This is a genomic window from Ruegeria sp. CK3, from assembly GCF_056536565.1.
In genome coordinates this window covers 38,910-64,762 of sequence record NZ_JBQFPV010000019.1, presented here as the reverse complement: position 1 = coordinate 64,762, position 25,853 = coordinate 38,910, and the positions used below count along the sequence as shown (strand labels likewise).

27 protein-coding genes and 1 pseudogene are annotated in these 25,853 nt (G+C 56.6%); 5 read left to right on the top strand and 23 right to left on the bottom strand.

Annotated elements, in window-relative coordinates; all coding sequences use genetic code 11:
* Nucleotides 1-124: 124 nt before the first annotated feature.
* From ACR0C3_RS22745 to ACR0C3_RS22735, 3 genes are read right to left on the bottom strand one after another with little or no spacing between them, the layout of a single operon-like run.
* A complete protein-coding gene (locus tag ACR0C3_RS22745) occupies nt 125-1,387 on the bottom strand; it encodes a DUF2254 domain-containing protein (RefSeq protein ID WP_425085529.1) in 1,263 nt (420 codons plus the stop codon).
* 44 nt (nt 1,388-1,431) lie between these two features.
* Nucleotides 1,432-1,716 (bottom strand): sll1863 family stress response protein, encoded by a 285-nt coding sequence (locus ACR0C3_RS22740; RefSeq protein ID WP_170637779.1) that lies wholly within the window; start codon nt 1,714-1,716, stop codon nt 1,432-1,434.
* Between the two features lie 51 nt (nt 1,717-1,767).
* Entirely contained in the window at nt 1,768-2,268 is a 501-nt protein-coding gene (locus ACR0C3_RS22735) for a Dps family protein (RefSeq protein ID WP_425085528.1), read from the bottom strand.
* Between the two features lie 211 nt (nt 2,269-2,479).
* Here ACR0C3_RS22735 and ACR0C3_RS22730 point away from each other — a divergent pair, with 211 nt between their 5' ends.
* Nucleotides 2,480-2,698: a hypothetical protein gene (locus tag ACR0C3_RS22730; RefSeq protein WP_152456637.1), complete on the top strand. Its 219-nt coding sequence runs from the start codon at nt 2,480-2,482 to the stop codon at nt 2,696-2,698.
* Nucleotides 2,699-2,785: 87 nt separating this feature from the next.
* Here the strand turns inward: ACR0C3_RS22730 and ACR0C3_RS22725 are convergent, their stop codons facing one another.
* Both ACR0C3_RS22725 and ACR0C3_RS22720 read right to left on the bottom strand, forming a co-directional pair.
* On the bottom strand, nt 2,786-3,025 hold the full coding sequence (locus ACR0C3_RS22725) for a hypothetical protein (protein WP_480760669.1): 240 nt from the start codon (nt 3,023-3,025) through the stop codon (nt 2,786-2,788).
* A 161-nt stretch (nt 3,026-3,186) separates the two neighbouring features.
* The gene (locus tag ACR0C3_RS22720; protein ID WP_480760667.1) at nt 3,187-3,927 is read right to left on the bottom strand and encodes an SDR family oxidoreductase; all 741 of its coding nucleotides are present in this window, start codon (nt 3,925-3,927) and stop codon (nt 3,187-3,189) included.
* 237 nt (nt 3,928-4,164) lie between these two features.
* Between ACR0C3_RS22720 and ACR0C3_RS22715 the strand changes: the two genes are divergently transcribed.
* Complete coding sequence (locus ACR0C3_RS22715; RefSeq protein ID WP_480760666.1) at nt 4,165-5,112, top strand: LysR family transcriptional regulator; 948 nt, start codon at nt 4,165-4,167, stop codon at nt 5,110-5,112.
* A 190-nt stretch (nt 5,113-5,302) separates the two neighbouring features.
* Here ACR0C3_RS22715 and ACR0C3_RS22710 read toward each other — a convergent pair whose 3' ends face one another.
* From ACR0C3_RS22710 to ACR0C3_RS22660, 11 genes are all read right to left on the bottom strand, one after another.
* Complete coding sequence (locus tag ACR0C3_RS22710) at nt 5,303-5,704, bottom strand: methylglyoxal synthase (RefSeq protein WP_480760664.1); 402 nt, start codon at nt 5,702-5,704, stop codon at nt 5,303-5,305.
* Entirely contained in the window at nt 5,682-6,209 is a 528-nt protein-coding gene (locus ACR0C3_RS22705) for a 2,4'-dihydroxyacetophenone dioxygenase family protein (RefSeq protein WP_170680912.1), read from the bottom strand. Before ACR0C3_RS22705 ends, ACR0C3_RS22710 begins: the two co-directional genes overlap by 23 nt.
* A gap of 12 nt (nt 6,210-6,221) precedes the next feature.
* Nucleotides 6,222-6,926, bottom strand: a complete 705-nt coding sequence (locus tag ACR0C3_RS22700; RefSeq protein WP_480760663.1) for an SDR family NAD(P)-dependent oxidoreductase — start codon at nt 6,924-6,926, stop codon at nt 6,222-6,224.
* 3 nt (nt 6,927-6,929) lie between these two features.
* Nucleotides 6,930-7,847: a sugar kinase gene (locus ACR0C3_RS22695; protein ID WP_480760661.1), complete on the bottom strand. Its 918-nt coding sequence runs from the start codon at nt 7,845-7,847 to the stop codon at nt 6,930-6,932.
* Nucleotides 7,848-7,909: 62 nt separating this feature from the next.
* A complete protein-coding gene (locus ACR0C3_RS22690; protein ID WP_480760659.1) occupies nt 7,910-9,100 on the bottom strand; it encodes an L-dopachrome tautomerase-related protein in 1,191 nt (396 codons plus the stop codon).
* 70 nt (nt 9,101-9,170) lie between these two features.
* Nucleotides 9,171-9,821: an RraA family protein gene (locus ACR0C3_RS22685; RefSeq protein ID WP_170380671.1), complete on the bottom strand. Its 651-nt coding sequence runs from the start codon at nt 9,819-9,821 to the stop codon at nt 9,171-9,173.
* Nucleotides 9,818-10,129, bottom strand: coding sequence for a hypothetical protein (locus ACR0C3_RS22680; RefSeq protein ID WP_480760657.1), 312 nt, complete (start codon nt 10,127-10,129; stop codon nt 9,818-9,820). The genes ACR0C3_RS22685 and ACR0C3_RS22680 overlap by 4 nt, the downstream gene beginning before the upstream one ends.
* Nucleotides 10,123-11,091, bottom strand: coding sequence for a C-terminal binding protein (locus ACR0C3_RS22675; RefSeq protein WP_170556303.1), 969 nt, complete (start codon nt 11,089-11,091; stop codon nt 10,123-10,125). Before ACR0C3_RS22675 ends, ACR0C3_RS22680 begins: the two co-directional genes overlap by 7 nt.
* 21 nt (nt 11,092-11,112) lie before the next feature.
* Complete coding sequence (locus ACR0C3_RS22670) at nt 11,113-12,123, bottom strand: DctP family TRAP transporter solute-binding subunit (protein WP_480760656.1); 1,011 nt, start codon at nt 12,121-12,123, stop codon at nt 11,113-11,115.
* A 19-nt stretch (nt 12,124-12,142) separates the two neighbouring features.
* Nucleotides 12,143-13,429 (bottom strand): TRAP transporter large permease, encoded by a 1,287-nt coding sequence (locus tag ACR0C3_RS22665; RefSeq protein ID WP_480760655.1) that lies wholly within the window; start codon nt 13,427-13,429, stop codon nt 12,143-12,145.
* Between the two features lie 3 nt (nt 13,430-13,432).
* A complete protein-coding gene (locus tag ACR0C3_RS22660; protein WP_480760654.1) occupies nt 13,433-13,939 on the bottom strand; it encodes a TRAP transporter small permease in 507 nt (168 codons plus the stop codon).
* Between the two features lie 123 nt (nt 13,940-14,062).
* On the opposite strand from ACR0C3_RS22660, the gene ACR0C3_RS22655 reads away from it, so the two are divergent.
* On the top strand, nt 14,063-14,737 hold the full coding sequence (locus ACR0C3_RS22655; protein WP_480760652.1) for a GntR family transcriptional regulator: 675 nt from the start codon (nt 14,063-14,065) through the stop codon (nt 14,735-14,737).
* A 365-nt stretch (nt 14,738-15,102) separates the two neighbouring features.
* Here the strand turns inward: ACR0C3_RS22655 and ACR0C3_RS22650 are convergent, their stop codons facing one another.
* Nucleotides 15,103-16,578 carry a M81 family metallopeptidase gene (locus ACR0C3_RS22650; RefSeq protein WP_480760651.1) on the bottom strand — a complete coding sequence of 492 codons (1,476 nt, stop codon included), beginning with the start codon at nt 16,576-16,578 and terminating at the stop codon, nt 15,103-15,105.
* 83 nt (nt 16,579-16,661) lie between these two features.
* The gene (locus ACR0C3_RS22645; RefSeq protein ID WP_480760649.1) at nt 16,662-18,263 is read right to left on the bottom strand and encodes an ABC transporter substrate-binding protein; all 1,602 of its coding nucleotides are present in this window, start codon (nt 18,261-18,263) and stop codon (nt 16,662-16,664) included.
* A 64-nt stretch (nt 18,264-18,327) separates the two neighbouring features.
* Here ACR0C3_RS22645 and ACR0C3_RS22640 point away from each other — a divergent pair, with 64 nt between their 5' ends.
* Nucleotides 18,328-19,179 carry a helix-turn-helix domain-containing protein gene (locus tag ACR0C3_RS22640; protein ID WP_480760648.1) on the top strand — a complete coding sequence of 284 codons (852 nt, stop codon included), beginning with the start codon at nt 18,328-18,330 and terminating at the stop codon, nt 19,177-19,179.
* Nucleotides 19,180-19,303: 124 nt separating this feature from the next.
* Nucleotides 19,304-19,537 (top strand): annotated as a pseudogene (locus tag ACR0C3_RS22635) (DDE-type integrase/transposase/recombinase); the annotation flags it as partial.
* Between the two features lie 133 nt (nt 19,538-19,670).
* On the opposite strand, the gene ACR0C3_RS22630 reads toward ACR0C3_RS22635, so the two are convergent.
* Genes ACR0C3_RS22630 through ACR0C3_RS22610 form a run of 5 tightly spaced genes read right to left on the bottom strand, consistent with a single transcriptional unit; the run spans nt 19,671 to nt 25,845 of the window.
* Nucleotides 19,671-20,735 carry an ABC transporter ATP-binding protein gene (locus ACR0C3_RS22630; protein ID WP_480760646.1) on the bottom strand — a complete coding sequence of 355 codons (1,065 nt, stop codon included), beginning with the start codon at nt 20,733-20,735 and terminating at the stop codon, nt 19,671-19,673.
* Nucleotides 20,735-21,982: an MGH1-like glycoside hydrolase domain-containing protein gene (locus tag ACR0C3_RS22625; RefSeq protein WP_480760645.1), complete on the bottom strand. Its 1,248-nt coding sequence runs from the start codon at nt 21,980-21,982 to the stop codon at nt 20,735-20,737. Before ACR0C3_RS22625 ends, ACR0C3_RS22630 begins: the two co-directional genes overlap by 1 nt.
* A gap of 5 nt (nt 21,983-21,987) precedes the next feature.
* A complete protein-coding gene (locus ACR0C3_RS22620; RefSeq protein WP_480760644.1) occupies nt 21,988-23,196 on the bottom strand; it encodes a carbohydrate ABC transporter permease in 1,209 nt (402 codons plus the stop codon).
* Nucleotides 23,196-24,431 (bottom strand): carbohydrate ABC transporter permease, encoded by a 1,236-nt coding sequence (locus ACR0C3_RS22615; protein WP_480760643.1) that lies wholly within the window; start codon nt 24,429-24,431, stop codon nt 23,196-23,198. The genes ACR0C3_RS22620 and ACR0C3_RS22615 overlap by 1 nt, the downstream gene beginning before the upstream one ends.
* 58 nt (nt 24,432-24,489) lie before the next feature.
* Complete coding sequence (locus ACR0C3_RS22610; RefSeq protein ID WP_170693201.1) at nt 24,490-25,845, bottom strand: ABC transporter substrate-binding protein; 1,356 nt, start codon at nt 25,843-25,845, stop codon at nt 24,490-24,492.
* Nucleotides 25,846-25,853: the final 8 nt, after the last annotated feature.

Below are 25,853 nucleotides of genomic sequence, written 5' to 3'. Positions count from 1 at the left end.
TACGCCGCTGACGTGTGGCAAGCCCATGTTTTATGGTCAAAGCTTTGTTCGGACGGATAACTGGCACCTCAGTGACCTGACTTCGTAGGGCTGAGATACTTTGACTTGAGTTCAGGACAGCTAGCTAAATTCGTTCAAGTGCGGTTTCGACTTGGCCGCAAAACTTATCAATATCGCGCTTTAGGATATCGCTTTCTCGTGTTTCATCTCTGACCGCGGCCAGTTCATCTGCAACCACACGAACATCTTCAAACGGAGCTGCCTCCGCGATGCGCACCAAAGCTCGAATAAGGGCGGCCGTTACGAGGCCATTACCCCGGGCAGCGCGTCGCAGAGCTGGCATCGAATCGTGAAACAGTGCCTCAGCCGTGATGGACGGGTAAATAACCCGCACGTTTCCGTCATCATCCCGATACACACCTGTACAGAGCTTTGACGACCACGCTCGAGCCAGAGACGCCGACAGTCGGTCGATGCACACAATTGCGGTAAACGTGTCGTTGACACCCGGTGACAACGCCCGAAGTGCAATTTCAACGAGAAGATGGACAGAAAAGCGGATATCTCCATTAGGATCTCGCGCGGGGATCAACGGAGCTGCCGCTTGCACCAGATGATTGAGGCTTTCGTCACTATCACCATAAACATAGGCCAAAGTGTCAGATGGAACCATAAAGTCTCCTGGCTGCACATCAAAAACGACGACTGCTCCGGCTTCCTTGACCACAGTCACCAGACCTTCGGTATTGATCGAGTTCACATATCCAGTGCCCGAAGCCGAGACTTGGCGCTTGTCTCCCTCCTCAGGGACTGCCTTTGAAGATGGAATTTCTGCACTGTTTTCGATTGCGGCGCTTACTTGGCGATCCAAGGCCTCAGAAATCCGCGCCGCCTCCTGATCAATGGTTACGCGCGTCGATACTGTGTGAACGAAAAGAAGCAGTAGTAGAACTGAGGTGATCGAATAGATCATACCAATCGCAACGGCCAAATTAACGAATGTGTCATCGCGTATCAGCCACAGGATCATCAAGCTGTATAAGAACGTTGCTCCAAGTGAGCCAACTGCAATCTGATTTACCCTGTCTTCGCCAAAACGCTGCAAGAGCCTGGGTCCAATAGATCCTGCCGCCAAAGTGTAAACCAGCAGAACAATGGAATAGACCATGACCAACGCGGACATGGATGCTGCCGAGATTGCGCTGAGAACATCGCTCGCAGTGTGATTGGAAACACTGAGCCAATCAGAAGTGGACCAACCCCAACCTATGAGCGCTTGCTCCGTCCTGAAGACAATCCCAGCCACCAAAAGCCCTGAGAGGCTTATGGCAGCAGGGATGGTTAGGAACCCGCGAAAGTACCTCACTAATTCTCTAGGTGTTTGCATTCCGGTCCCCATTCACGACACGAGCATTGTTCACAAACTCAGCTCTATGCGAACCGGTCCGCCGCTTCTTTCAAAGCACTCTGCATATCGCCCCATGCAGCCTCGTAGCCCTCTTTGACGTCTTCCCAGGCCTCGTCGCTGGTCGACTTCAAGTCATTCAGTTGAGCCTCTGCGTCAGACCTTGCCTTGTAGAGCTTACTGAGCTGCTCCTCGAGCTCGAGTTTGGCGTCCGCTTCGGCCAGTTTCAGCTTGGCTTCGAGAACATCAATTTGAGCATTCCAGCTATCCAGTTGCAGCTGCGCCTTTTTCTCGTACCCAACGCGTGTCATCAAATTTTCCTTTCGTCTCAAACTTTGGTTCATATCAATGGGAGCTGCCAATTAGGCCGCAACAATTGCCTTGAGCATCCAGACCGCTTCCTCATGCTTCGCCATCCTAGCGTTCATCAAATCCTCTGTAGCCCCATCGCCATAACGGGCAGCGGTCGCGGCAGTCTCACGCAGGTTCCGGGCAATCGCTTCGTGGTCCGCAACCAACTGGTTGATCATACCCTCTGAGTTTTTGATTGTTTCTTCTTCGGTCAACTTGGCGTGGCTAACCATGTCCGTGAACGAGATCGGGGCCACCTGACCCAGAGCGCGCACACGCTCCGCCAAATCATCCGCAGCTTCAAACAGGTCGCGATACTGACGCTCTGTCAGTTCATGGATCGGCAAGAAGAGTGGGCCCACGACGTTCCAATGTGTGCCTTGCGTTTTCACCATCAGAACCATTGTATCGGCCAGCACTTCCGTCACCGCGTTGGCGATCCATGCGTTTTTGTCGATACCTGTGTCGTTGGTTTCTTCCTGAACTTCAGACTTCAAAACTTGCTGTATCATTTTCACTCCGTTTCGTTGCTTGTGGAGTAAAACCTAAAAACGAAAAAATATTTTTCAAATAAAATCATATACTTATTATAGGTATCCGACGCATCATGCAGCGCTTCATGATCCTGGGTATCCAGCCCAACTTGCCAACATTGATGTAGACACGCAGGCCCAATGCCATACATGCTTGGAGTAACTGACGTAAGCTACTGAGGTCATACCAGTGTCTGATCAAAATCGACCACCAAAGCGCACAGAAAAACTGCAACTGATGCTCGACCTCGAGGAGCTTAAAGCCATTGATGATTGGCGGTTCGAAAACAGATTGCCGTCCAGAGCGGCCGCCATTCGAGAACTCATCCGTCGAGGCCTGATTTCCAACGAGTTCGAAGAGCCACCTACTGACGCGCCTTCCGGGGAGTTTCGTGTTGTGGATGAGTGACAGGAAAACCCACAGAGAATTCTAGTTACGCCGGTGGAGAACCAACATGGCATAAGCGATCACACGATCCTCTACGTCAACATCAATTCATCGGTGAAAGGGTATGAGGCGCTCCAACATCTGAGCGGTGGCCGCGTTCACATCCGCATCTTTTTTCAGATAAGTGATGACGCCCCGCAATACCGAATTGCGCGTGCGACCTGTTTTGTCAAAAGCCGGCTCGGGTAGATCGGCCAACTGAACATGGAGGGCTGTTTCAGATCCAATCCAAGCCTCGAAGGTATCAAAAAGTGCCGCGTTCACCGGGTGCGCCGGACGAATTGTCATCAGCCTCAAGCTGATCGGCAACATCGTCCATCGTGGCGGGGTTTTTGCTAGAGATGACCGGCTCGCGCAAGTCAATTGCATCGAAATAAGGGAACTTGACATGTGGAGCTACGCAAGAGCCGAACAGGAAGAGGGGGCAGCTAGCGCCCCCGCAAATATTGTCAGGCCTTGATCAGATGCCCGCCATCAATATCCAGCACAGAACCTGTCAGGAAATCGTTGGTCATTGCCATGATGACAGCTTGAGCGATTTCGCTGGCCCTGCCGACGCGGCCAACAGGGAGCGATCCACCAACCTGTGCGTACATGCCTTCACGGGCCTCTTCTGGCATGTCTGCATAGGCTTCGGTCGCAACCATTCCGGGGCTGATGCAGTTGACACGGGCCTTACCCGCCAGTTCTTGCGCGAGTCCCATCGTCAAAGCCTCGACGGCCGCGTTCACCGCGCCCAGACCGGTGGCACCGGCCGATGGGCGGCGGCTCAGCACGCCGGAAAACAGCGTGATTGACGCGCCGTCGGCCATATACGGTAGAACCTCGCGAGTGGTCACGTAGGGACCAATGAATTTGGCCACAATCATGCCACGCAGGTCGTCAGTCGGCAGTTCATCAAACGCGCCGTGCGCAGCGCTGGATGCCGAGATGACGAGATGATCGACCTTGCCAAGGCTGGCAGCCCAGGCTTTGACAGCTGCTTCGTCAGTGGTGTCAACGGAAGCGACCGAAATGTCGCCTTCGATTTCAGACGCAACGGCCGTCAGTTTCTTTTTGTTGCGGCTTGAGATTGTAACCTTGGCGCCCAAACTGGCTGCAAGTTCGGCTGTAGCCTTGCCCATACCGCTACCGCCGCCAACGATGACGACATGTTCGCCTTTTAGCGCGGCTTCAATAACGTTTGTCACAGTTCAACTCCTCTTTCTCTCAGTGGCATTCGCACCGGATCGCCGCTCTGGGTTGGTTTGGCTGGTTGAGGATCACTCTTCCAGGCCCAACTCCGGAGTTAGATACTACGGGCAACCCTTGTGCCCCTTGGACCTTTCGACCCGCCGCAATCTGAGCGTTTTTTGTTTCTGGTCGGATATCTAATGCGCAGCACGAAGTTGTTGAAATGGATAAATAGAATGCAATAAATTCATCCCATGAATATCAATTCTCTCGACCTTAACCTCCTCAAAGCCTTCGATGCGATGTACCGAGAACGACATGTCGGCCGCGCTGGGGCGTCTATAGGCCTTGCTCAGCCCTCCATGAGCAACGCACTGAACAGGCTTCGCGCCAGGCTCGAAGATCCACTTTATCAAAAGGGACCGGGTGGAATGGTGCCAACCAGCCGCGCGGAAGAATTGGCGCCAAAAGTGAAAGGCGCGCTGACAATCGTTTCTCAAATGCTGGAGCAAACCGAGTTTGATCCCAAACACGCCCAAGGCCAAATCACCGTTGCAGCTTCGGATTTAGCAATTCTTCGTTTGGCGCCTGCGATGGTCACTTACTTTGCAGAACACGCACCAAATCTTAGCCTGATCTTCGTACCGATGAACAAAACGGATCTGATTGATCAATTGGATGCCGAAACAGTGACGTTGGCCATTGGTACATTTGGTCAGCTTCCTGCGCGGTTTCATCGACGGACGATTATGCCGGACAGTTTTGTATGTATCGCCCGCCGCGATCACCCTTTGACCCGAGATGGTTTGACACTTGAGTCGTTCCTAGAGGCTCGTCATGCATTGATGACACTGAACAATGACAAAATCGGTTTTGTAGATAAGGCACTAAAGAAGCTTGGAAAAGCTCGGCAAGTGGTTTTGACCTGCACCCAATTTGCTCTACTACCCGATATCGTCGCTCAATCCGACTTGATTGCAACTGTGCCAACGTCGTTGACTCCGGTTGCGCGGCGCGCTGGGTGTGACGTCTTTCCAACGCCATTGGATTTGCCGAAATGGGAAAGCGAAATGGTTTGGACCCAGAAAACAGCACATGAACCCTTGGGGCGCTTCGTTGTAGACTCATTCACTGAAATGAGCCGTTCGACGGAAATCGATCAGGGAAACACGTTTCCTGGGGTCAGGATTCATAACCAATAGATGACTGTAGTCTGCCGCGCTAGCGCTGGAGAAAAAGAGGGGCGCTACGCCATCTGTTTGTCGCTCAGTCAGAAAAACCGCTAATGCCACCTCTCCGAATTCCAAGCCGTGAATCGTGCAGCGCAACGAAAATTAATTCATCCTGACCTTACGGGTCGGACTGAACCTAGCATCATCCAAAGCTTTAAAGCTATCTAGGTCCGGTCAGCCCTTTCAGAACGAAATCCGCTGTGCTTGGGCTGCTTGCGAAGGGTAGATCATAAACGATCGCTAGACGGCTCAGAGCTTTGACATCCACGTCGTGCGGCATCGGCGACATTGGGTCGATAAAAAAGAACAGACCGTCCAGCCGGCCCTCGCAGATCATCGCCCCAAGCTGCTGGTCGCCGCCTAGTGGCCCGCTATGCAGCGCGGTGACATTAAGCTCAGGCAACGCGGCCCTGAGGCGGCCACCGGTGGTTCCGGTGGCGAACAACTCCGCCCGACTTAGGACGTCAGCATGGGACTGGGCCCATTCGACCATGAGGTCTTTCTTGGCGTCATGGGCAACCAGGGCCAGTTTCAGCGGTCTACCTGATGAATTGCTCGACATAGTCCGCCCCTAATCCAACTTCCTCATAGTGCTTACGGCACATCTCGATTTTAGTGAAGACGTCCTCATACCCCATGGTTTTGCCCCATGGGTCAACATAAAGCATCACGCCGTTGACCTGGAAATAGGTGATCATTTCGTCGACATCATCGGGTACAATCAGAGTGTGGGTTTCGCCCGGCGGTTCGAATACATAGCCGCCTTCCTCCGCGACCCAGTCATGTTCCAGATAATGCCAGCGGCCTTTCAGAACAAAACCATGAACGGGCTGCGGATGCCGATGCCTCGACAGAACCCCGGATTTCCGCACCCGCAACAGGTTCATCCAGTACCCCTGAGACCGGTTCAAGCAGAGCGGTCGGAACGAGACGTTTTCGGTTTGCGGCACCCAGACCCTCTCGTCTTTGGCGACGGCCTCAGGGATGACGATCTCTTCCTGCGCATCCTTCGGGAAGGGCAGTTGATAAGGCATCCTGGGATCGTCGTCGTTTCCTTGTACTGGCATCAATTGCCCTCCTCACATTGCAGAATAGCCGCCGTCGACAGGATAGACAGCACCGGTCACAAAAGCAGCCTCATCCGACAGCAGCCACGCGGCCAGTGCGCCAACCTCGGATGGTTTGCCCCAACGGTCCAGCGGCGTCCGACCCAGAATAGGTTGGTTGCGGGCCGGATCGGCGCGCAGAGCCTCGGTCATTTCGGTTTCGATCCATCCGGGTGCAACTGCATTGACGCGTACGCCATCTTCAGCCCATTTCCCGGCCAAAGCCTTAGTCAACTGCGCCACGCCGCCTTTGCTGGCAGAATAAGCAGGAACAAGTGGCCCACCAAAGTAACTGAGCATCGACGCGGTGTTCACGATGGCGCCACCCGACGCGGCCAACAAGGGTTTCGCGGCCAGACAGCAGCGCATGGTACCAGTTAGGTTGATATCGATCACTGTCTCAAAAACATCGATCTCATACTCCGCGCCACGTGCCAGAATACCTGCGCAATTGACCAGCCCGTCGAGTTTCTCGATCCCACCGAAGAACGCGGTTACGGCCTGAGTATCCCGCACATCCAACTGCGCGCAGACGTCGTCAGGGTGCTGCGCAGCATATTCCGCAACCTCTTCAGCTCCGACACCTGTCGCGGTGATGCGCCATCCCTTTCGGCGAAGTTCCCCTGCGATACCAGCGCCTATTCCGCGGGTGCCGCCAATTACAACGGCGTGTTTCATGAATCAGTCTCCTTCCGCAAGAAACGCCTCGACCGCGTCGCTGCGAGGCATCGGGGCAACCGCACCGTACCCTTGGGTCGAAAGCGCAGCAGCGGCGTTGGCATAGCGTGCGGCCTGAAATGGGTCGTCGCCCGCAACAATACGAGACAGGAAGGCACCGTCAAATGTGTCGCCTGCGGCCGTAGCATCCACCGCTTCGACCCGACGCCCTTTGACACGCTCGCGCTTGTCTAGTGTCGCAACCAAAGTCCCTTCGGCACCAAGCGTCAGGGCGACAATTCTTGCGCCGAGGTTCAGGTAAAAATCTGCGATGGCATCCGGGTCGGACAGGCCAGTCAGTTGCTCGGCATCATCCAAACCAGGAAGGGCAATATCGCATTTTGACATGGCCGCGTGCGTCACAGCACGGGCGCGTTCGATCGGCCAGAGCTTCAGGCGCAGATTGGTGTCGTAGGACACGAGGCCTCCGCCGTCCTTTACAATCTGAATGGCCCGAAACACGGTATCGGCAGCAACATCCGAAATCGCCTGACTGATCCCCGAAACGTGCAGGATTTTGGCCGATTGCAACGCCGCCACTGGCAGATCGTCTGGCTCCATCCGACTACTGGCCGAGCCTGCGCGGAAATAGCTAAACTCATGCCCGTTCGCGCCATGCGTCACAAAATAGACCCCGGTATGAGCATCCGCGACCTGCCGCACGGTCGAGGTGTCGATCCCCTCGGCCTTCCACAGGTCCATGAAGGAATTGCCGAACGTATCAGCGCCGACATGCGTCACGTAGCCAACGGGCGCACCCTGCCGCGCGGCGGCGATTGCGCAGTTTGAGGTGTCACCGCCATGTCCTGGCAGGTAGTTCCCGTCAGGCTGCTGGTTGAACTCCAGCATCGGTTCGCCAAGGCACAAAATATCGGGGGTCATGGTCATCTCATCTTTGCCAAAAAGGGTCAGCCCCGATGGGCTGACCAAGGAGGTTGGGAGGGTTATTCGGTCGTATAGCTTTGGCCGACACCCGGAATCTTCCAGATACGGAAGTTTGGGATTTTGGGGTCTTCAAAGTTCATGTCACCATCGACCCAGATATGCAGGTGGTTCGAGACCACATACATCTCGCCATCCGGACCCCAGGCCAGCGTATCCGGCCAATTCATTTCCGGGTGGTGGACAAAACGGCTGACCTGACGGGTGGATTCATCGAACTTCATAATCCCGTCCAGCGACAGCGCGGTCATGTAGATGTTGCCTTCGTTGTCCGCCGTCATCCCATCGGTGTTGGAAGGCAGCACTGCGGCAACCTCAACCGCGTTTTCAATGACTGTCTCATTGCTCTCGAAGTCCCGCAGGATTTCGGTCGGCAGGCTATACAGGTGATTGCCCGTCAGGTTGGTCCAGTAGAGCGTTTCCTCGTCGCCTGACAACGCGATACCGTCGGCACCAGTGCGCATGCCGCTATTCTTCAGCACCGGTCGGTCGTCGATGTTGAAGAAGAAATTCGGCTCATCATTGGTGAACCGGTGCTGGTCCAGAATGCGGCGCACCGAATTGGTGTTGCTGTCATAGACAATCAAACCACCATGCAGCGGGTCACAGAAGATGCCGCTGTCGGCGATATAAGCAAAGCCGGTGTCGTTATCGACAGCCAAATCGTTCAGGAAAGAACACTGACGATCCGCTTCTTCCGCCGTGAAGACATAGCGCTGAATTTCCTTGTTCTCTTTCAGATCCCACAGAACCAGCTTGGCGTCGCCATCTTCAAACGGAGGGCCTGCCACATGGCCCTGATCGAGAATCCACATCACGTCATTGCGGTCGATCTCAAAACCCAGCACGGCTTTCAGGCCATCGGGGTTCGACATGCTGTTCATGTCTTCTGACGGAAACGCCTCGAGCTCCCAAGTGTCGCCGTTCTTGACCAGCTTGGAGACGGTTGAGGGGATCTCGGCCCCACCCCAACGCGCGGTGGACACATAGATGTTGCCCTGGCTGTCGACCTTGGCGCCTTGAACCAGCGCTTTGCCGAAGATCTCGCTGCCTTCCCAAGCGGATTTTGTCGCCTCATCCTTGACGGCATAGGGCAGAGTGTTCCATTCCGCGACCACCTCGGGCCCGTTCGCGAGCGCCGGGGTAGCCAGAACGGCGGTAAGGGCCACCGTGTTGAGCATTTGTTTCAGCATGTATTCCTCCCTTGCTGAGGTCTGGTGTCCCGCAGGTTGTTGCGAGCAACCTGCGGGACGGTTTGTTGTTTTAGATACGGCCGTATTTCGCCAGACCTTCGCGCAGCGAGCCGCTTTCAATGATGAGGCGTGCCTGTTCGGCTTCGCGCTCATCGATCTCGCGTGCCATTTCCAAGATGGATTCCGCATGTTCACGGGGGACCACAACCGCACCGTCGATATCTGCCACGATGATGTCGCCGGGGTGTACAATCACACCGCCCATGTCGACTTCTACATTCGAAGCCAGCGTACGAACGCGGCCCAGAGTGGTGCCCGGGTTAACGCAGCGGGAATAGACCGGGAAGTCATAGTCGCGCTTGATCTCGACCAGATCACGCACACCACCGTCCAGAACGGCACCTTCGTGTTTGTTGGCAACGGCTCCGGCGGTCATCAGACCACCCCACAGCGCCACATCGGTAGTGCCATTGGTCGAGATCACGATGACCGAACCGGCCTCGGATTCGTCGATGGCGTCCAGCGCGTGTTGCGGCGGCAGGAATTCGTCAGTTGGTCCTTCCAGAATTGTTACGGCCGGGCCAACGATCTTCCTTTCATTGATGCGCGGTTTGATCGAGGCGGGCAGAAATCCGGTCTTGCCGGACACCTTGTCCACGGCATCCGCGACCGATGCGGTAGCCACGTCGCGAAACCCGGCAACGAGTTCTTGGGTGTTCATGAGAGTATCCTCTTACGTTGGGAAGATTGAAAAGATGCGGTCGAGAGAGCCGCGTTGATTTGTGCGCGAGCCAAGTCGATGTGACCGGCCTCGAGCGCCTGGGCGGGCAGCAGATTTCCACCCATGCCGACGCAAAGCCCACCGGTGTTCAGATAGGATTGCGCAGTGTCAGGAGACACGCCGCCAGTCGGCATCAGGGCGAGATTGGGGAATAAGGATTTGACGGTCGTCAAAGCGATCTCGGGGTCGCTATGGCGGATCACCGGGACAATTTGCGCAGATCGCAAAGTGCTGACGAAATCTACCATTTGTTCACCCAGTGATCGGGTTGCTCGTCCTCAAGAACTCTCGCGACTTCACGCGCAGCACGTCGCTGCAGCACCGCAACCGAGCGTTCAGAGTACCAGGCAGCATGGTCTGAGACGATGGTGTTGGGGCTGTGCAAAAGGGGGTTGGCTGGATCGACCGGTTCCTGTTCGAACACGTCGATCCCTGCCCCGAAAATGCGGCCTTGGTGCAGGGCCTGAGCCAATGCCGCTTCGTCCACCAAACCGCCGCGCGAAACGTTGATCACGATCGAGGTTGGCTTCATCTGCGCGATACGCTCAGCGTTCAGAATGTGCCGCGTTTCGGGCGTGAGAGGAGCATGCAGACTGACAACGTCGGACGCTTTGCAGAGGTCAATCAAATCCACCTTTTGCACGTCCGCCGCTTGGGCTGTGTCGTCGCTCAGATAGGGATCGAACACCAGAACCGAAGAGAACCCTAGGGCCCGGAATTTCCGTGCTGCTTGAAGGCCGATCTTGCCGCAGCCAATCAGCCCAAGTGCGGCGTTTTCGCGGCTGGGGATCAACGCCGCCTGCCCTACTCCCCATTCACCTTGCCGCACTTCGGCATCCCGGGACGGAATGCGTCGCTGCACGGCCAAATACAACGCCAGCGCATGTTCGCTGACTTCGGTTTCCGCACCATAGTCTGGCACATTCGCAACATAGATGCCGCGCGATTGCGCGTAGTTCAGGTCGATATTGTCGACGCCCACCCCATAGCGGACGACGGCTTTCAGGTTCGGGCAGGCATCGATCACGGCCGCATCCACAATGCGTTCCCGCACAAGGATGGCGACCGGATCCAATGCCTGCAGGGCCGGGACCGCCTCGGTTTCCGGCGCAACCGGCGCGATCTGAACATCCTGCTCGGCCAACACCGAAGCCTCGGTGTCATAGGCGGCATAGCCGGGTTCAAGAATAGCGATGGTTTGGCGGGTCATGTGGCGGTCCCTTGGCATGAGTTATTGGGCCTTGTAGGTTTCGACAGCGGCGTCGAGGCGATCGGGCCACTCCTCACCGATCTCACCGACGATGTATTCGCGCACGGCAGGCTGCGCGGCTTCGCGGAACAGGGCCTTTTGCTCGGGGCTGACGGGGACCACTTCCATGCCTTTCTCCGACAGGATCGCTGTCGCATTCGCGTCCTGCGCGGCGGTCATGCCACGGTGGATCGTTTTCGAGATCTCGACGCATTGCTCGACGGCTTTCTTCTCGTCATCCGTCAGGCTTTCGAAGAACATGTCCGACATCAGATAGGCGTGCCAGCTGAACACATGGCCATCCAGAGAGACGTATTTCTGGTGCTGGTAGAGCGACGCGTTGACGATATTCGTCACGCCGTTTTCCTGACCGTCCACAACACCCTGTTGCAGAGCGCCGGGAAGTTCCGGCCAAGGAACGGGTGTTGCCGATGCGCCGAGGCTTTCGACGAGGGTCACCCAGACAGGCGCGGTCATTACGCGCATTTTCAGGCCTTCCATATCGGCAGGCTCGGCCACGGGTTTGACGTTGTTGGTGAAGTTGCGCACCCCGTTGTCGGCTACGCCAAAGTTGCGGATGCCGGTTTTCTCCCGCATGTCTTCGGCCAGCGCGTCACCGAATTCACCGTCCATCACCGCCCAGGCCATCGCCTGATCGTCGAACAGATAGGGCATCGCCAAAACCGAGAAGGGTTTATAGACAGCCGAGATCGGGCCGTCATGGATCGCCGCCATCTGCACTGTGCCCAGTTGCAGCCCTTCCATGATCTCGGACCCGCCACCCAGTTGCGATGCCGGGAAGATCTGAACGTCGATCGAACCCGAGGTTTTGCCCTCGACGCAGGCTTCAAATGCCAGCGCTGCGGCGTGTTTGGGCGAGCTCAGGTCAGCGGCTTGAAAATGCGCGTATTTCAGCTCTTTAGCCGAGGCCGCACTGGCGGCGGTCATTGCAACAACAGCTGTTGCCGTCATCAGTTTCGACATGGTTTTCATGAGGTTCCTCCCTTTCATGTCAGTTCGCAAATCCAAAGAAGTTGGGGATGAAGGTGCTGACGCCCGGCACAAGAATGACCAGAAGCAGCACTACGAGTTCAGCCAGCAGCAGCGGCAGAACCGCTTTTGACAAGCGTTCGATTTTCAATTGTCCGACCGTGGCGATCACAAACAGCACCGGACCAACCGGAGGGGTGATCATCCCAATGGTCAGGTTCAGCACCAGCATCATCCCGAATTGCAGCGGGTCGATCCCTGCGGAATAGGCAATGGGACCGAGGATCGGCGTCAGAATGATCAGCGCGGGCAGCGTGTCGATGAAGAAGCCGCAGATCAGGGCAAAAGCCGCCAGAATGAACAGAATGCCCAGACGGTTGTCGGTGATCTGGGTGATAAGTTTCGCCAGTTCCTGTGGGATTTGCAGGTAGGTCAGCAGCCAGGCAAAGATCGACGCCATCGCCACGATCAGGAAGACCGAGGACGTCACCACCGCAGCCCGCACAAAAGCGGCGTACAGAGCGCGGACCGTAAAGGCGCGCAGGATGAATCCCAGGAACAGAGCGTAGGTTGAGGCCACCGCGCCCGCCTCGGTCGGGGTGAACACACCAAACAGGATGCCGCCCAGAATGATTGCTGGCATGATCAGGGCCGGAACGGCCGACAGGGTTGCACCGCGCAATTCAATCATAGTGGCGCGATGTTCGCGCCCGCGGTAGCCGTTGCGGGTGGATACGATATGGTTCGCGATGGCCAGCGCAACGCCCAGCAGAACACCAGGCACAATTCCGGCCAGAAACAGTCCAGCGACCGTCACTCCATTGGTCGAGATCGCAAAAATCACGGCCAGAATGGAGGGCGGGATGATCGGGCCGATGGTGGCCGTCGCAGCGGACAGGGCACCGGCATAACTCTTCTCATACCCGGCCTCACGCATCATCCGCATGACGATGGCAGAAGGCCCTGCAGCATCCGCCAGGGCAGAGCCGCTGATCCCCGCAAACAGCATCGACACAAGGATGTTCACATGCCCCAAGCCACCTCGCACATGCCCAACCAGAGCGTTGGCGAAGCGCAACAATGCGTTTGTTAGCCCGCAGGCCGTCATCAGTTCAGACGCTAGAATGAAGAACGGCACTGCCATCAGCGGGAAACTATCGATCCCAGCGAACATGCGTTGGGTTGCGACCAGTGGGTTCAACGAACCGTCGATAAAAATCGCGGACAGGCCGGCGATCCCCATCGTGAAGGCTACGGGAACACCCAGAAACAGCGTCGCGAAGAACAGGATGATCAGGGTTTTTGCCACGGCTCAGACCTCCGCCTCATCGCTCTTGGCGCTGGGACCGTGTTCAAACTCTTGGCTTACGAAACGTTTTGCGAAAAAGGTCAACTGGATCAGGAACAACGCGCACCCGATCGGGATAGCGAGATAGGGAATGCCGCGCGAAATGCCGGTCGACATGGTTTCCTTGTTCCAGCCGAATTCAACGAATTTGACGCCCAGCCACAGCATCGTCACCATGAAGGCAAACATGACGAAGACGATGCCCCAACGCAGCAGTCGGGCCAGAGCTTCGGGTAGCAAATCCGGAATTGTGGTGATCGCGACCAACCGCCCCTCGCGCAAGGCAAGACCGGCACCGCAAAAAGCGCCGAGGATCATCAGGTGTCTGGCGACCTCTTCAACCCAGGCCAGGGACGTGCCGAACCCGTATCGCCCCACCACATTGGCGAAGACGATTGCAAAGACCGTAGCCAGCGCCAAAGCCACCAGCGCCCGGTTCAACGCAACAATCCATGTTTCCAGAGTTTGCAAAGACGCCCCTCCCGATGCCGTCCCCTCGTGAGAATCATAACTGGCATACAGTATGCCAAAATGCAACACTAACACATTGTATGCCAGGTGCGGGACTGCTACTGTCGAACTGAGGAGAACGACATGAGCCCATTCAATAGACCGAAATCATTGACGGAATTGGTGACCGAAAACCTGCGCGAGCGGATTATCAAGGGCGAGTTCGAACTGGGTGAGCAACTGTCTGAGGCTCGAATCGCCAAGAATCTTGAGGTAAGCCGCACCCCTGTGCGCGAGGCAATCAACCGGCTCGAGATGGAAGGTCTGTTGGTCGTTGAACCGCAAAGAGGCTCATTCGTGTTCAATCTGGAGCCCGAGGAACTGGCAAAACTTTGCGATGCACGTGTCTGCCTTGAAACAACCGCTTTGACCTCGGCCATGCAGACGAACCCAGAGGCGCTTCATGCCGCGCTTGATAAATGCGTTGATCGGATGACAGCGGCCCGTGAGGGCGCGGATGATGCAGAATATCTTTATCAAGACACTCTATTTCACCAATGCCTTTTCGACTGTGCGGACAATCGGTTTCTGAACGACGCCTATCAAACGATTGCATTGAAAATGGCGGCTTTGCGCAGCCGGTTGGGGCATCACCCTGATCACATGGCTAAATCCCATCGGGAGCACATAGAGTTGCTTCTATGCGTCCGGGATGGTGACGTTCCACAAGCCTTGGATATACTGAAACTCCACATAGACAGGAAAGAAGGGTCTTATTGGAGCGATGCGACGCAGACCGACGGAACAGGTTCGGTATAGCGTTCAATGAATCGTTTGACCGGCTATGCCCAACCACCTGAGAACCCCAGCAAAGCCGGGTCCATTTCGCCGGTTGGATCTCGTTCTAAGTCGCGGCGCATTCTGGCCGGATGAAGAGCATCAGATATCCTCTAACCTTGGACTCAACCCCGCGTGTTGGCATCACCGAGATCACGCCCCCGCAGAGGGCAGCACCTCAACGGCCAAAGCTTGATTCAGCAAGCCGAACAGGCGGTGCTAGTAGAAAGGACATGAATAGTCCGAAACGGGTTTTATCTGGCGTGGACCAAATCCCACGCCATAGAACCGGATGCTTAGTATGTTTGCGATTGGATTCCGTCCGTCAGACCTGTCGCTTGAAACTGCTATCCGGCGTCCACAAGGCTTTCATCTAAAAATGGCTGCGCAACCGCAGGCCAGAACGGCAGTTTTCGTTTGGTGAGCGCGAGGTCGTGGAACGCAGGCTGTGTTCCGCCGGGGCTGGCAACCTGCAGGATGTGGTCCGAAATTTGGCTGAACGGGCCGTAGAAATGGAAGAGGGATTTCACCGCCACCACCGATTTCTCGGCCAGCCGGATACCGATCTGCTCGAAGGCTTCAGGATGGTAAACCTGAACGCGAAGATCATTGACCAGCAGGTCGATTTCTCCATCCAGGCGGAGCCAAACTACGGTGCCCATGGGTTCAAGACCAGTGCCGAGATGCTGACCCAGGCCCTTCTCGATATTCATAACCCTTGCAGTCAGGTCGATCGGATCCCCTGAAACCACACCGGTCTTTCCGCCAAGCCGAAGGGTCAATCTGCTTCCAATGCCCCCATCCTGACAAATACGCACCACCCCGGGATCCCAGAACAGGCCGCTGGCAAAATGTGTCATTCCACGCGCCAGCATGGCTTTCAGCAAGTGGGTGGCGTCGCCCGGCGCTCCTCCGCCTGAGTTGTCACCCATGTCCGCCAGAACGCATAGACCGGACCGTGTACCAATGTGATCCAACGCCTCGGAGATCGGTAGATACCGCGTGGTAACTTCGTTGCGCAAATCAAAGAAGCGCCGCCCCAACTCCTCGGCTAGTTGCGCGGCCCGTTGTGCCTGGCCATCTGCTATTACCAACATCCGCGCGCCGACATCTTCGACATCTGCCCAGGGAAAACCGTGACTCAATGAAACCGACAACACACCGGGTCTGGCTTGAGCTGCGGCCATCTCGGCCACAAAATCCTTCATCGCCCCAGCTTTGGTCAGGTATAGGTTCATCATACGGGTATCAAAAAACACCATCTTTGGCGTGATCTCACCCGCATGTGCCCGCTTTGCCAGATCAAACAGTTCGGCGGCGCAGGCTGTTGCATCGTCATGAGGGTATTCTCTAAAATGCACGATCAGATCGCTGGCTTTCAGCATCTTCTTTGTCAGATGAGAATGCAGGTCCAGCGAAACGCCGATCGTTGCCTCCGGGCACTTTTTGCGGACGCGGGTCAGAATATCACCTTCGCAATCCTCTATATGCTCGGCCACCATCGCGCCGTGAAGTTGCAACAGAATGATATCTGCACCGCCGCATTCTGCGAGATCAGACAAAATCTCGCCGCTCAGCGCGTCATAACAGCTACGTGTGGTCGGTCCGGCAGGTTCGGCTATGGCGGTCAGGCTTTCGACAACCTGCCAGCCCAGAGTTTCGGCCTTTTGGCGCCACAGATGAAGCGCCTCAGTCATAAGGTTTGGAGGCTCTTGGGTCGCCGTACCATGTCGCAGGAAATAGTCCTCGAAACCCGACATCGCAGTCGGCATCGTGCAAAACGTGTTCGTTTCTGTCGACAGTGTCGCAATGAAAAGTTTCATAAATTCTTTGTTCCCAACACGTCAGAGGACGGCTGCGTGAGCCATCCTCTGATCTTTGGCGATGCTATCATATTTCACCAGAGTTATTCGGCTTTCCACCAGCGCTCCATAAAGCTGCTTCCATCCAGATCCAGATTCGAGCCGAATTTTTCGGGCGTGCCAACGCTTGGGCGCGTGGCAAAAACATATGAAGCAAACATCGGGATCGCGACACCACCCTGATTGGCGACGATATCCTGCATTTCACCATACATCTGGCGACGTCTTTCAGTGTCCAGTTCAGCCCGGGCCTCAACCAGAATCTTGTCGAATTTCTCATGCGACCAGAGAGATTCGTTCCAAGCGACACCGGATTGGAACGCCAATGAGAACATAAGATCCTCGACCGGTCGTCCGGCCCAATAGCTGGCGCACCAAGGTTTCTTCGTCCAGACCTCGGACCAATAACCATCGTTGGGCTCTCGTTTGACAGAAACGTTGATCCCGCATTTCGCGGCCGAGTTCGAAATCAGCGTCGCTGCGTCCACCGCGCCAGGGAAAGCAGCGTCAGAGGACGAGAGTTCGACATTCAGCGACTCTAGACCAGCCTGTTTCAGATAGTATTTTGCCCTGTCCGGATCGAAAGTCTTTTGTTCAAGCTCAGCATTGAAATACTTCTGACCGGACCCGATTGGATGATCATTGCCGACCTCGCCGTAACCCAGCAGAATCTTGTCGACCAGCTCTTGCCGGTCGATGCCCCATTTGATCGCCTGACGCACATTGTTGTCGTCAAACGGCGCGACATTGGTCAGCATCGGGAAGGAGTAGTGCTGCGTACCGGCAACTGAATGCAGCGTAACATTTGGATCACGCGAGACAAACTTGGCCGTCTTTGGATCAACCTTATCGGCAATGTCGACCGACCCCGCTGACAGCGCCGCCATCCGTGCGGTCGTATCCAGCAGCACCAAAAGCTTCCATTCGTCCACATGCGCGACATCAGGGTTCCAGTGGTTCCCATGACGGGCCAGATCCGCCGAAATCCCTGGCTGGAAATCCTTTAGCTGATAGGCTCCGCAACCAATACCGGATTGCCAGTCAATGCTGTCACCCTCTGCCGGCAGAATGGCAAAGCGGTAGTCGCTGAGGATAGCCGGGAAATCTGCGTTACCGCCCTCAAGCTCGAAAACGACGGTGTTTGGCCCGTCCGCACGCAGTTCCTTCACACCGGCCAACAGCGGCGCCCCAGTCGAGGTTGACCCTTCTCCGCGGTGAAAATTGATCGAGGCAATCACGTCCTCGACTGTCACTGTACGACCATTGTGGAACTCGACCCCGTCGCGCATCTCGAAGGTCCAAACCGACGCGTCCGGCGAGGCCTCCCATGATTTTGCAAGTGACGGCTGCACGTTGCTGTCCGCGTCGATCGCAGTCAGGAAACCGTTCATGCCCAGGCTCAATGGAATCAGGAAACCCGCTGATATCTGCCCCGGATTGAGTTGCTCGGTCGTCCCGCCATGACCAATCCCGGCAATCATGCTGCCGCCCTTTTTGGGCGTAGCCGCAAAAGCGCGATCCGCCAAAAGCGTTGCGGCACCGACGGTCATGCCGGTTGCCAAAACACCGCGCATGAACTGGCGACGATCCACCTGACGCATTTGCAGACGCTGTTCCATCTGCCGCACGTATTGAAATTTATCCATTGCTTGACCTTCCCTGAGCATTCTTCTGTTGCCCGCAAGATCACGCACCAATTTGAGCTTAACAATGGCGCCACATTATGCTTTCTTTAGCGAGTTTATGCGACCAAATGCCGAACCATCAATGCACCAGAATTTAGCTGCAAACCTGCGTCACCTTTGTGCCGATTACCCGTCAGTAGCAGCTGTTTGCAGAGAGATTGGCATCAACCATCAGCAATTCGCCAAGTACCTCAACGGCCGCAGCATGCCCTCGCCAAACAACTTGCGCCGCATCAGCCGGTTCTTCGACGTGGGCGAGCATATCTTGCTGGGAGATCATGCAGAACTGCGGCGCCACACCACCCAACTCGCCAAAACCGAGGCGGATCGGCGACGAGACCCTCTGATCGATGTGTTCCCAGGTGATCTTCAACGGCTGCGGCCATTTCTCGGATCTTATCTAGTGTTCTTTCGCGCACCGAACGATCCAACCAAAGCCATTATCAACGTTGCCTTCTTGGATGAGCGGAACGGGACGGTTTACAGCCGTGTTGTCGAAGCCTTAAGCGAAGGAAAGTCATCGACGCGCCGCTGGACAAGATGTGATGGCAAAGCCGCCTTCCGCGCGGGGCAAGTCTTTGTCTTCGATTCCGAACGCGGTCCAGACGCACCTGTCAGCCTGTACATTCTGAACAAACCCCATCGCGACAAGTCAAAGCTATTGTTCGGCACGATGTCTTATCTCGCTTCGTTGTCCGGCCGAACGCCGACCTCTTCTCCTGTCGTCTGGAAGAGAGCTGAAAACTACCGCTCAGTGCGAGAGCTGTTTTCGAAAAGCGGTATCGTCGATTTGAAGAGCACCAAACTGGATATGAAGGTTCGTCAACACCTTCTTGGTGAGTCCACAGACTCTGGTGCGAAGACTATTACTGAGTAGAAGAACCGCAGGGTACCTGCGTATTAGGGTCAGTGCCCATTTGTTTCTGCTGGTGGGGGTGGATCAAGTCTCAATAGCGAGATCGGGAAACATGTCTGATCTTACCTTTTTGCACGGCTTATAGTTCTATCTGGGACACACGGTGTCCTATCGTGACCTCGAAGAGATCATGGCTGAACGCGGCGCGCGGGTGGACCACGCCACTTTCAACAGGTGAATTGCTAAGTATTCGCCAATGATCGCAGTGCGCGCGCAATTTAAGAAGCGACCAACGCTGAGTTCCCAGCGCATGGACGAGACATATGTTCGTGTTCGCGGCAAATGGATGTACCTCTATCGGGCTGCCAACATTGCTGGAAGCGGCAATTCTCTAGCTCCACGCCGGCTGGTTTTCGGCTATTTGCTGAGATCGAAGGATGGGTGCATCCAGTAAGTCGCTGATTCTGGCCGTCGCATAGGTTTGCGACACATCCTTAAACATCTCAATAGTGTCACACCCGTTCATCGGGGCTGATCGTCTGCCCTGCCGCGTCGAAAAATTGCAGTTTCTCGGGTGCAAAAAACAAGCCGATTTGCGTCCCGGCTTTGATCTGCGCGTCCCCGCCAAGGCGAACCGTCACCTTCTCCTCAAACCCGCAATCAACGATGATGAACATATCTGCGCCAAGATACTCGACCACCTCTACCTTGCCGTCGCTGTGACCCGAGCCAGGTTCGACCACACTGATATGTTCCGGACGGATGCCCAGCATCGTGGCGGTACCAGTCCGATCAAACGGGCCACCTCCGCCGTTTTCCAGCTGAAACTGATCGCCAGACACGGTGCAGGGAATGACGTTCATTTTCGGACTGCCGATGAACTGCGCCACGAACAGGTTGGCGGGGCGTTCGTATAATTCGCGTGGAGTACCGACCTGCGCGATCTTACCGAATTCCAGCACCACAATGCGATCGGCCAGTGTCATCGCCTCGACCTGATCATGAGTCACATAGATCATCGTGCGGTTGAGGCTCTGGTGAAGCTTGGCAATCTCATACCGCATTTCGACCCTGAGAGCGGCGTCTAGGTTGGATAGCGGCTCATCGAACAGGAATGCGGTGGGATCACGCACAATTGACCGACCGATTGCAACGCGCTGACGCTGGCCGCCGGACAGGTCTTTAGGTTTGCGCTCCAAATAAGGTTCCAGCTTGAGCACCTCGGCGGCTTTGCCCACGCGTTCGGCAATCTCGCCCTTGGATACGCCCGCCACTTTCAGCGAGAACCCCATATTTTCGGCCACCGTCAGGTGTGGATACAGAGCATAGGACTGGAACACCATGGTCAGCCCGCGCTTCGAAGGCGGGTTGTCAGTAACGTCATCCCCATTGATCAAAAGAGACCCGCGCGAGATGTCCTCGAGCCCACCGATCATCCGCAACAGGGTTGATTTACCACAACCCGACGGGCCAACGAAGACGACGAACTCACCCTCTTCGATCTTTAGATCGATGCCTTTGATCACCTGCACTTCGCCGAACCATTTTTCGACGGAATTGAGCTCTATGCTGCCCATCAGTTCCTCCCTGCCCAATGCAGCCAGACGGCAGCGGTCCATGTGAACGAGTTGCCCCCGGCAGGACTGCCGGTAATCGGGTCGTAATATTCGGCAAAGCCGTGGCCAGCGATCAGACGACCGGTTTTCAGGCGTAGTGCTTCGGCCTCAACCCCGTGGCCCATATCCTTTAAACCGAACCCAGTAAGCATGTTCATGAACGCCCATGTTGGCCCACGCCAATACCGGCGTTCGTCAAATTTGGGAGATTTATGATCATAGCTAGGGATCGGGTGCGGGACCGTGATCAAAACAGTTTTCAATCGGTCCAACATTTGTTGGGATTCAATGCCTGCATACCAGCACAGATAGCTTGCATTTGAGACGCTTTCAGCCCATTTGCCCGTATGCGCATTTCGGGAATCAAAGGTGCCCAAAGCCTCGTTCCACAGTGACTCTGCGCCTGCCTCTAGCCGGTCCACGTCTTCACCGAGGCCTTCGGCCCTGATCCCCAATTCCTCGCTGATCGCCAGCAGATCACGGGCGGCGCGTAGAGTTGTGAAACTCATCGTCGGATCGGCGACGCGGAACGGGTTCTTCTCCAGCAATTGCTGCTGATCCCAGCCCGCTTCACGCCCAATCTGGACAAGTTTGATGTAGCGGTCATAGTCGTATTTGGTGGGCCGGTCGGCGCTGTTCACGTGGCTCGTGTCGCGACGCTGGTATTCGCCCACGTCTGAGGCATCAATGCTCGCCATTGCGTCGTCCCAGTCCGGTGCATTGTCACGCCCGGCCTCCCATGGGTGGGTGGTGCAAACCGCGCCGTGGTCATCGAGACGCCATGTCATGAACCACCGATGCCAGGCCAGCATAGCCGGGAACAAGGCGCGGAGCCGGGCTTCACCAGCCGCACGGTCTTTCTCCCATACCCGCCGGGCCATGGTGGCCGCCAGCGGTGGCTGGGTTACGCCAGAGGAGGCAATCGGGCCGATGCCACCCCAGACATCCGGGCCAGGGAAATAGCCCGGATCTGTTTTGTGGAACAGGATGTGGGGGACCATGCCGTCCTCCCACTGGCCCGAGAACAGCGTCTCAAGCTCAGTCCAGGCGCGGTCGATATCGAACTCGGCAAACCCCAGCGCGGCGATCGCGCTGTCCCAGTTCCATTGGTAGGGATAGAGCCCGCTGGTCGGGATCGTATAGCCACCCCGATCATTGGCGATCAGGATATTGCGTGCTGACTCTGTCGGCGAAGTAAAGTGGTTCATTTCTGTCATCCTTTGACCGAGCCTGCTGTCAGGCCTTTGGTCATGAAACGTTCAAGCCCCAGGAACAGGGCCATGATTGGAACAGTGGCAATCACCGCGCCAGCCATGAGGTGTTGGCGAGGGATTTCCGAGGAGTTCAGCATTGTGACGCCTCGGGTTAGAGTGAATTTCGAGGGATCGTCCAGCAGCATGAAAGCCAGAAGGAACTCGTTCCAGGCGATCATGAAGACATAGAGCGACACCGAAGCCAGAGCCGGCAGGCTGAGCGGCAGGGTGATCTTCCAGATCACCGCCAAGCGCGAGAGACCATCCATCAAGCCGGCCTCTTCGACCTCGGTCGGGAGACCACGGAAATACCCCTGCAGCATATACAGCGCGACCGGGATCGTGGTGACCGGGTAGATCATGACGATGCCTAGGATCGAGTTGCGCAGGCCGGTCAGCGAGAACGCGATATAGATCGGCAGCGCTAGAACGATCATCGGCACCATGTAGATCAGCAGGATCGAGCGCGAGAACGCCTTTTGCCCTTTGAACCGGAACCGTGCGACGGCATAGGCCCCCGGAATGCTGAAGGCCAGTGTGATGAAGACCGTCAGCACCGAGACGTAGAAGGACGTCCACAGGTACGAGCCGAAATTGAAATCGCGGAACAGTTCCGTATAGCTGCGGAACAGCGCCCAGCCCTGATCCAGATCCAGCGAGAAATCCAGCGGGTTCTGCAACAGCGCCTGCTGTGACTTCAGGCTGGTCATCACCATCACGTAGAAGGGAATGACCACAATCGCCGTGAAGAAGATATAACCGAAACCAGTGCAGAACCTGATCACGGCGTCTTCGAACTCATGACGGGTCAGTTCGCCAAAGGGCAGCTCTTTCAGGATTTCAGCGATCGACAGATGCATGACCACGGCAATCGAAACCACGGTGACCGATAGCGCGAGCAGCGTTGTGTCCGAGCCGATCAGAACCGGGCCAAAGCCTGTCAGGCAAGTCAGACCCAAAAGGGCCGACACTCCCAGACGCGCCGAGGCATGACGAGCGGGAAAGCGGACATATGCCAGACCAGCCAACGCGCCCCAGATCAGGCTCAGCAGAACCTGCGGACGGAAGGCCGCGCCCGTGGCGAAGGACATGGTGACCGCAATGGTGGTGGCGATCACCACCAGCCACATCGCGCCCAGGATCGGGCCAGTGATATACCCTTGGCGCATCACAGACCCTCCTCACGGCTGATGAATTTGAAGAAGACAAAGCTGAAGGCGATCAGGCACATCAGGATCACCACGGCCACAGCCGCACCTGCCCCAATGTTCGACACCGCAAAGGCCTGCTCATAGACGTTCACAGTCAGCGTGCGGGTGCCCGCGTTGCCTCCGGTCAGCAGGAAGATGTCGTCGAACTTGTTGAACGTCCAAATGAATCGCAGCAGGAACAGGACCGACAGGATGCCCAGCAATTGCGGGATGCTCAGCAGCCAGAACTTCTGGAAAGGTGACGCGCCATCCATATCCGCCGCCTCATACATGCTGCTATCGATGGACTGCATCCGCGCCAGAATGAACAGGAAGGACAGCGGGAAATAACGCCAGATTTCAAAGACGGTGACCATGATCAGCGCTAGCGGGCGTTCCCCGAAGAAGTTGATCGGCTCGCTGCTCAGCCCCATCTGCACCAGCAGCGCATTGGCCGAGCCCGAGAAGGGGTCGAACAGCGTGACCCAGGTAAAGGCCACGGCGATGACGGGGGCAACGTAGGGAAACAGGTAAAGACCCCGGATAATGCCCTGCCCCTGGAAGCTTTTGTTCAGCAGCAAAGCGGCGAACAAGCCCATGACCAGCGCGCCGATGGTGCCGAAGACAGTGTAGAACAGGGTGACCCAAAGCACGCCCCAGAACTCGTCGCCGTCAAACACACGGGCGAAGTTCTCCAGGCTGAACTCGAAATTTGTCAGCACGCTGGGGCCGCTTCCGGTGACCGTTGGTTCAGACCCTTCAACCAGATCTTCGAAGGCGTCCGGGTCGCCATCGACCGCAACGGGAACTCGAATACGCTCGCGCTCGCCGCCTTCCAGCGTGCCGAAGTCGCAGAACAACTCTTGCCCGTTCAGCGCGCAGGGGGCCGCAATCTCGCCAATTGGCGTCACACCATCGGGCAGAACATCCCGGACAGTCACGCCATCAATCGCAATGTCCTGACTGGAGTTGCGCAGGCGGTATTCGATCCGCAGATCATCACCCGATCCGCGTAGGCTTTCGCGCACGACCGGTGCAGGCGGGCGCAGGTCAGACAGGGTGAAGGGTTTAAAGCTGATCCAGAAGATCGCCAGCAATGGCAGGATCACAACCAGTGACACACTGATGATGGTCGGAGCCAGCAGCGTCCAGGCCAGACGCGCCTCGCGTTTGGCTAACGCCCCGGTTCCTGTCGGTGGGGAGGCCGAAGTCATGGGTTACCTCGAAGGGTTTAGGGGCAGCGGCGCGCACGCCGCTGCAGGTGCCGGGTGGTTACTGAACCTTGGCCAACTCTTCGTTCATCGCCGCAATGGCTGTGGCCGCGTCGATCTCGTCGTCAATATACTGGCGAACGACGCGGTTTATGGCCTGGCTGTTGATCATCTTCGATGCCAGCGCCAGTTGGCCTTCGGCCACGCCCCAGCGCTGCGCCACATCCAGACCGCCAACGATCTCGTCGATCATGGATTGTTCGTACAGCTCGCCCAGGGGCGCTTTGCGGTCGACACCAACAGGCAGCTCTGCCCAGGCTTCCGAGAACGCGGTCGGGTTGTCGGCATTGCCACGACGGACCGGGAACTTGCCTTCTGGCGCGATTGCCAGCGTCTGGGTGTAGCCGTCGTCCATGGCGAATTTCACGAACTCCATCGCCGCATCGGTATCGGCGTCGTTGGTGATACCGAAGTACCGCACATCTCCCCATGCCGCGCCATCGGGGTTTGATGGGCCGGACAGCTTGGTCACGATGCCGGTCTTGCTCGCCAGATCGCGCGAGGTCGGATCATCGTTGATGGTTGGCGGGGCACTGTCACGCAGACCCGCGAGTTCGTCCAGAATAAAGGGCGACCAGATGATCATTGCGGCTTTGCCGTCAAAATACAGCTCGCGCGATTGCTTCCAGAAAAGCTCACCCGGAGGCGACGCCTTGGAGATTGCTTTATAGAAATCCAGAACCTCGGTGGTTTTGGCTTCGTCAAGCGGCTGGAACCCATCGGGACCCACAGGCGACACTCCATTGGCGAGGAAGACATGTTCCAGCACCTGGCTCATGAAGTTTTCGTCCACTTTGGTCGCCGAGACAAAACCGTACATTTCCGGCGGGTTGTGCAGAGCCTCAAGCGCGGCCTGAATATCGGCAAAGCTGTCGGGGGCCTCCAAACCAGCCTCTTCGAACAGGTCCTTGCGGTAGACCACCATCTGGGTCCAGCCATCGACTGGCACCGAGGCGGTTTCGTCGTTGAACGCAGCCATCGCCAAAGCACCGGGGGCGAAAGTGTCAGCGCCTAGTTCTTCGATCACTTCAGTCGCGGCTTCGGTGTCCAGAATACCAGCCTCGGCCCAAGGCAGGGCATATTGCAGCGTGTGATAGACAACGTCCGGCAGGTCGCCAGCCGCAAAAGCGGCCGTCGCGCGCGTGCCCAGATCGCTTTCAGTGACCGGGATCACCTCAACCGTGGTACCGGTTTCGGCTTTGAACTGGTCTGCCATCTCTTGCTGTTTGGCCAGACGTTCAGGTTGCTCCTCGGTGGTCCAAAAACGGATCGTGTCGGCCTGCACGGATAGCGCTGTCAGCGCCAGCGCAAGTGACGAGCCAAGCATCAGCTTCGCAGCTTTGGGTGTTAGTTTCATCGGTGTCC

Excerpts from the sequence above, each read along its gene's own strand:
- ACR0C3_RS22745 (WP_425085529.1), bottom strand. The coding sequence starts at position 1,387 with ATGCAAACACCTAGAGAATTAGTGAGGTACTTTCGCGGGTTCCTAACC.
- ACR0C3_RS22740 (WP_170637779.1), bottom strand. The coding sequence starts at position 1,716 with ATGACACGCGTTGGGTACGAGAAAAAGGCGCAGCTGCAACTGGATAGC.
- ACR0C3_RS22735 (WP_425085528.1), bottom strand. The coding sequence starts at position 2,268 with ATGATACAGCAAGTTTTGAAGTCTGAAGTTCAGGAAGAAACCAACGAC.
- ACR0C3_RS22725 (WP_480760669.1), bottom strand. The coding sequence starts at position 3,025 with ATGACAATTCGTCCGGCGCACCCGGTGAACGCGGCACTTTTTGATACC.
- ACR0C3_RS22715 (WP_480760666.1), top strand. The coding sequence starts at position 4,165 with ATGAATATCAATTCTCTCGACCTTAACCTCCTCAAAGCCTTCGATGCG.
- ACR0C3_RS22710 (WP_480760664.1), bottom strand. The coding sequence starts at position 5,704 with ATGTCGAGCAATTCATCAGGTAGACCGCTGAAACTGGCCCTGGTTGCC.
- ACR0C3_RS22705 (WP_170680912.1), bottom strand. The coding sequence starts at position 6,209 with ATGCCAGTACAAGGAAACGACGACGATCCCAGGATGCCTTATCAACTG.
- ACR0C3_RS22700 (WP_480760663.1), bottom strand. The coding sequence starts at position 6,926 with ATGAAACACGCCGTTGTAATTGGCGGCACCCGCGGAATAGGCGCTGGT.
- ACR0C3_RS22695 (WP_480760661.1), bottom strand. The coding sequence starts at position 7,847 with ATGACCCCCGATATTTTGTGCCTTGGCGAACCGATGCTGGAGTTCAAC.
- ACR0C3_RS22690 (WP_480760659.1), bottom strand. The coding sequence starts at position 9,100 with ATGCTGAAACAAATGCTCAACACGGTGGCCCTTACCGCCGTTCTGGCT.
- ACR0C3_RS22685 (WP_170380671.1), bottom strand. The coding sequence starts at position 9,821 with ATGAACACCCAAGAACTCGTTGCCGGGTTTCGCGACGTGGCTACCGCA.
- ACR0C3_RS22680 (WP_480760657.1), bottom strand. The coding sequence starts at position 10,129 with ATGGTAGATTTCGTCAGCACTTTGCGATCTGCGCAAATTGTCCCGGTG.
- ACR0C3_RS22675 (WP_170556303.1), bottom strand. The coding sequence starts at position 11,091 with ATGACCCGCCAAACCATCGCTATTCTTGAACCCGGCTATGCCGCCTAT.
- ACR0C3_RS22670 (WP_480760656.1), bottom strand. The coding sequence starts at position 12,123 with ATGAAAACCATGTCGAAACTGATGACGGCAACAGCTGTTGTTGCAATG.
- ACR0C3_RS22655 (WP_480760652.1), top strand. The coding sequence starts at position 14,063 with ATGAGCCCATTCAATAGACCGAAATCATTGACGGAATTGGTGACCGAA.
- ACR0C3_RS22650 (WP_480760651.1), bottom strand. The coding sequence starts at position 16,578 with ATGAAACTTTTCATTGCGACACTGTCGACAGAAACGAACACGTTTTGC.
- ACR0C3_RS22645 (WP_480760649.1), bottom strand. The coding sequence starts at position 18,263 with ATGGATAAATTTCAATACGTGCGGCAGATGGAACAGCGTCTGCAAATG.
- ACR0C3_RS22640 (WP_480760648.1), top strand. The coding sequence starts at position 18,328 with ATGGCGCCACATTATGCTTTCTTTAGCGAGTTTATGCGACCAAATGCC.
- ACR0C3_RS22630 (WP_480760646.1), bottom strand. The coding sequence starts at position 20,735 with ATGGGCAGCATAGAGCTCAATTCCGTCGAAAAATGGTTCGGCGAAGTG.
- ACR0C3_RS22625 (WP_480760645.1), bottom strand. The coding sequence starts at position 21,982 with ATGAACCACTTTACTTCGCCGACAGAGTCAGCACGCAATATCCTGATC.
- ACR0C3_RS22620 (WP_480760644.1), bottom strand. The coding sequence starts at position 23,196 with ATGCGCCAAGGGTATATCACTGGCCCGATCCTGGGCGCGATGTGGCTG.
- ACR0C3_RS22615 (WP_480760643.1), bottom strand. The coding sequence starts at position 24,431 with ATGACTTCGGCCTCCCCACCGACAGGAACCGGGGCGTTAGCCAAACGC.
- ACR0C3_RS22610 (WP_170693201.1), bottom strand. The coding sequence starts at position 25,845 with ATGAAACTAACACCCAAAGCTGCGAAGCTGATGCTTGGCTCGTCACTT.